This is a genomic window from Tepidiforma sp. (assembly GCF_034433535.1).
GTDB lineage: Bacteria > Chloroflexota > Dehalococcoidia > Tepidiformales > Tepidiformaceae > Tepidiforma.
Genome location: NZ_DAOUAO010000128.1, coordinates 1 through 4,362, shown reverse-complemented (window position 1 = coordinate 4,362; position 4,362 = coordinate 1). Strand labels below are relative to the sequence as shown.

5 protein-coding genes and 1 pseudogene are annotated in these 4,362 nt (G+C 70.7%); 5 read left to right on the top strand and 1 reads right to left on the bottom strand.

Annotated elements, in window-relative coordinates:
* The 4 genes and pseudogenes from VAE46_RS07150 to VAE46_RS07135 all read left to right on the top strand — a co-directional run.
* Window positions 1-201 (top strand): annotated as a pseudogene (locus VAE46_RS07150) (hypothetical protein); the annotation flags it as partial.
* Window positions 202-256: 55 nt separating this feature from the next.
* Window positions 257-592, top strand: coding sequence for an RNA-binding protein (locus VAE46_RS07145; RefSeq protein ID WP_322796235.1), 336 nt, complete (start codon window positions 257-259; stop codon window positions 590-592).
* A gap of 68 nt (window positions 593-660) precedes the next feature.
* The gene (locus VAE46_RS07140; protein WP_322796234.1) at window positions 661-2,232 is read left to right on the top strand and encodes a fatty acid--CoA ligase; all 1,572 of its coding nucleotides are present in this window, start codon (window positions 661-663) and stop codon (window positions 2,230-2,232) included.
* Between the two features lie 65 nt (window positions 2,233-2,297).
* Window positions 2,298-2,714 (top strand): PilZ domain-containing protein, encoded by a 417-nt coding sequence (locus tag VAE46_RS07135; protein WP_322796233.1) that lies wholly within the window; start codon window positions 2,298-2,300, stop codon window positions 2,712-2,714.
* A 3-nt stretch (window positions 2,715-2,717) separates the two neighbouring features.
* Here the strand turns inward: VAE46_RS07135 and dapB are convergent, their stop codons facing one another.
* Window positions 2,718-3,497 (bottom strand): 4-hydroxy-tetrahydrodipicolinate reductase, encoded by a 780-nt coding sequence (gene dapB / locus VAE46_RS07130; protein ID WP_322796232.1) that lies wholly within the window; start codon window positions 3,495-3,497, stop codon window positions 2,718-2,720.
* Between the two features lie 214 nt (window positions 3,498-3,711).
* On the opposite strand from dapB, the gene VAE46_RS07125 reads away from it, so the two are divergent.
* Window positions 3,712-4,179 (top strand): VOC family protein, encoded by a 468-nt coding sequence (locus VAE46_RS07125; RefSeq protein ID WP_322796231.1) that lies wholly within the window; start codon window positions 3,712-3,714, stop codon window positions 4,177-4,179.
* Window positions 4,180-4,362 lie beyond the last annotated feature (183 nt).

The window sequence follows — 4,362 nt, the reverse complement described above, 5'->3', positions numbered from 1 at the left end:
ATTGAGAACCCCTCGCCCAGCCCGACGCCGTCCACGACCAGCGTTGCCGGCGCTGTGACCTCCCCGACCCCGCGGCCGCCCGCCACCGGCACCGGGAAGCCCGCCGGCGGGAGCCCGCTCGCCCTGCTCTTCGTCCTGGCTGGCCTCGCGTCCCTGGGCGGCGGCGTCACCCTCCTCACCCTCGCCGCCCGCCGCCGCTAGCCCCCGCCCCCGCGGCCCGAACGCACCCATCGGCGCCCCCGGCTCAACCCCGGGGGTGCCCTGTTGTCACCGCGCGGCGCGGGTCGCGTACACTGCGCCTCCGGGGAACGCGCCAGCCGGCACGCCCCGGGAATCGAGCCGCCTCCTGGACCTCTTCATCGGCAACCTCAGCTACCTCACCACCGAGGACGACCTCGCCGAGCTCCTGCGCCCTTTCGGCCTCATCGGCAGGCCCCGCCTCGCCTACCACCCGCGCACCGGCCTCCCCCGCGGCCACGCCATCGCCACCCTCGCATCCCCGGCGTCAGCCTGCGCCGCCATGGCCGCCCTCAACGGCCGCGAACTCCACGGCCGCTACCTGTTCGTGCGCGAATCCAGGGCCGGCGAGTAGCCCCCTTGCTGACCGGTCAGTCAGCATGGCACGATCCCGTGCCACCAGCGACCCCGGAGGGCTTCCCGATGACCACCGAAATCCGCATCCAGAGCGTCGGCGATATCACCCGCGCCCACGCCGAGGCCCGCCCCGACGCCATCGCTCTCACCCACCTCGACCGGAACACCACCTACCGCCAGCTCGATGAGTACGCCAGCCGGGTCGCCAACGGCCTGATCGCCGCCGGCCTCCAGCCCCAGGCCCGCATCGCCTACCTCGATAAGAACTCCGACCGCTTCTACGAAGTCCTCTTCGGCGCCGCCAAGGCCAACGCTGTCATGGTCGCCGTCAACTGGCGCCTCGCCCCGCCCGAGGTGGCCTACGTCATCAACGACGCCACCGCCGAGGTCCTCTTCGTCGGCCAGGATTTCTTCCCCGTCATCGAAAAAATCCTGCCCGAACTCCGCACCGTGAAGACCGTCGTCGCCATCGATGCCCCCCACGAAGGCTGGCACTACTACCCCGAATGGCGCGACGCCCAGTCCCCCGCCGACCCGCACCGCCCTGTCGCCCCCGATGACGTCGCCATCCAGATGTACACCAGCGGCACCACCGGGCATCCCAAGGGTGCCATGCTCACCAACAGCAACTTCTTCGCCCTCCTGCCGGCTGCCGTCCGCCAGTGGGGCCCGCCCTGGTCCGCCGAGGACGTCAACCTCGTCTGCATGCCCCTCTTCCACATCGCCGGCTCCGGCTGGGGCATCGTCGGCCTCTACGCCGGCGCCCGCACCATCATCCTCCGCGACGTCATCCCCACCGAGATCCTCCGCGTCATCCCCGAATACCGCGTCACCCGCTCCATCTTCGTGCCTGCCGTCCTCCTCTTCCTCCTCCAGACCCCCGGCGTGCAGGAGACCGACTTCTCCTCCCTCAAGTTCATCGCCTACGGGGCGTCGCCCATCCCGCTCGACCTCCTCCGCAACTCCCTCGCCACCTTCAAGTGCCAGTTCGGCCAGATGTACGGCCTCACCGAGACCACCGGCACCATCACCTACCTCCCGCCCGAGGACCACGACCCCAACGGCAACCCCCGCATGCGCTCCTGCGGCAAGCCCCTCCAGGGCGTCGAAATCCGCATCGTCGACGCCGACGGCAACGACCTCCCCCGCGGCCAGGTCGGCGAGATCATCTGCCGCTCGCCGCAGGTCATGAAGGGCTACTGGAACCTCCCCGAGGAAACCGCGAAGGCCATCCGCAACGGCTGGTTCCACACCGGCGATGCCGGCTACATGGACGAAGACGGCTACGTCTACATCCACGACCGCGTGAAGGACATGATCGTCTCCGGCGGCGAGAACGTGTACCCGGCCGAGGTCGAATCCGCCCTCTTCGGTCACCCCGCCGTCGCCGACGTGGCCGTCATCGGCGTGCCCGATGAGAAGTGGGGCGAAGCCGTCAAGGCGATCGTCGTGAAGAAGCCCGGCGCCGAGGTCACCCCCGAGGAGCTGATCGCCTTCGCCCGCGAACGCATCGCCGGCTACAAGGTCCCGAAGTCCGTCGACTTCATCGACGCCCTTCCCCGCAACCCGTCCGGCAAGATCCTCAAGCGCGAACTCCGGGCGCCCTACTGGCAGGGCCGCGAACGCCAGGTCAACTGAGACGTGCGGGCCGGGTTTGCCGCCCGGCCCCTTCAATTTTCGAACATTCCGCCGAAATATTCGGTGTGAAACCCAACGAACACGGGGGCGGGCGCCGGCGCGCGCCGCGCTTCCCGGCCGACCTGCCCTACCGCCTCTACGTGGGCGACGGCCTGGCCGCAGAAGGGCGCCTCAACGACCTCTCCATGACGGGCGCGGCCTTCTCGTCCCCGCTCCCGGTCACCGCGCCCACCGCCGTCCTCCGCCTGCTCGACCCCGCCGGCCAGTGGCAGCTCGATCTCCCCGTCACCATCCTTGCCTGCCATCCCGACCCCCTCGGCGGGCACTTCATCCGTGTGAAATTTCACCTCGACCTCGAAACCGCGCGGCCCCTCGCCTACGTTGTCACCCACCTCCGCCAGCAGTTTGCCAGGTCGCAGGCGCGTGTGGCCGCCGACCGCGTCGGACCCTACCGCCGGGCGCACCTCAAACGGCAACCCTGAGGCTCAGGCCAGCCCCAGCAGCCCTTCCAGTCCCACCACCAGCCCCTTCCGCTGCACCACCTCGCGGATGGCCAGCAGCACCCCGGGCATGAACGAATCCCGGCCGGTGCTGTCCTGCCGGATCGACAGCGTCTGTCCCTGCCCGCCGAACAGCACCTCCTGGTGCGCCACCAGCCCGGGCAGCCGCACGGCATGGATCGAAACCCCGCCCAGCTCCGCCCCGCGTGCCCCCGGGACCGTCTCCAGCTCCGGCAGCGGCCGCGTGAACGGCCGCCCCCGCGCCGCCAGCATCCCCTCCGCCGTCGCCTTTGCTGTCCCTGACGGGCTGTCCACCTTCTGGTCGTGGTGCAGCTCGATGATCTCCGCGTGGTCGAAGAAGCGCGCCGCCACCCGCGCGAAGTGCATCATCAGCACCGCGCTGATGGCGAAGTTCGCCGCCACCACGGCCCCCACCCCGCGCGCCGCTGTCTCTCGTTCGAGCCAGCCCATGAACTCTTGCGAAAGCCCGGTCGTGCCGATCACCAGCGGCACCCCCCGCTGCAGCGCCTCCCGGGCGATCGCCGGCGTCCAGGCCGCATTGGTGAAATCGACCACCACATCCGGCTTCGCCTCGTCCAGCGCGATTGCTGCATCCCGGAAGACCGGCATCCCGTCCAGCGCGCCGCGCTCCGCCAGACCGTCGACATAGGCGGCCGGCGTCATCCCCGGCTCCGCCAGCACCGCCGCCGCCACCTGCCGCCCCATGCGGCCCGTCCCCGAAACCAGCACCTTCAGCTCGGCCATCCCACGGATTGTACCGGGAGAAGGGGAGCCCCGCCCGCCCCAGCCGTCCCTCCCGGGAGAACGGGAGAACGGGAGAGAGTCCACCTCCAACCTCCCACCTCCCCGCTCCCACCTCCCCGCTCCCGGCTCCCGGCTCCCGTGTGGGGCGAGGGCGGCGGCGGTGCTCCCACCTCCCACCTCCCGGGCGGGGCGGGGCCGCTGCTACGCTTGAACCATGCCCGCCATCAAGCGCCTCAACCACGCCGTCCTCTTCGTCCGCGATGCCGCCCGCGCCGCCGACTTCTACACCCACGCCTTCGGCTTCGAAATCGTCACCAGCATCGAAGACCGCGCCGTCTTCCTCCGCGCCCGCGGCTCCGATAACCACCACGACCTCGGCCTCTTCAGCCTCGGCGAGGCCGCCCAGGGGCCCTTCACCGGCCAGCTCGTCGGCCTCTACCACCTCGCCTGGGAGGTCGAAACCATCCGCGACCTCGCCGAGATGCGCACCGTCCTGGCCAAACTCGGCGCCCTCACCGGCCAGTCCGACCACGGCGCGACCAAATCGCTCTACGGCCGCGACCCCGACGGCAACGAGTTCGAAGTCATGTGGCTCGTCCCGCGCGACCAGTGGGGCGACTACGACCGCGCCGCCGTCACCCGCCCCCTCAACCTCGAACGCGAACTCGCCCGCTTCGGCTGAGCCCCGCCCCGGCCGCCCCGCCCCCCGCGGGAGAACGGGAGAGGGGGAGAAGGGGAGAAAGGGGAGAACGGGAGAAGGGGAGAACGGGAGAAAGTCCACCTCCAACTTCCCACCTCCAACCTCCAACCTCCCCGCTTCCCGCTCCCGGTTCCCGGGCTGGGCGCGGGCAGCGGCGGTGCTCCC

What these genes read in the sequence shown, in the direction of transcription:
- dapB (WP_322796232.1), bottom strand. Translation starts at nt 3,497, where the DNA reads ATGGCCGAGCTGAAGGTGCTGGTTTCGGGGACGGGCCGCATGGGGCGG.
- VAE46_RS07140 (WP_322796234.1), top strand. Translation starts at nt 661, where the DNA reads ATGACCACCGAAATCCGCATCCAGAGCGTCGGCGATATCACCCGCGCC.
- VAE46_RS07125 (WP_322796231.1), top strand. Translation starts at nt 3,712, where the DNA reads ATGCCCGCCATCAAGCGCCTCAACCACGCCGTCCTCTTCGTCCGCGAT.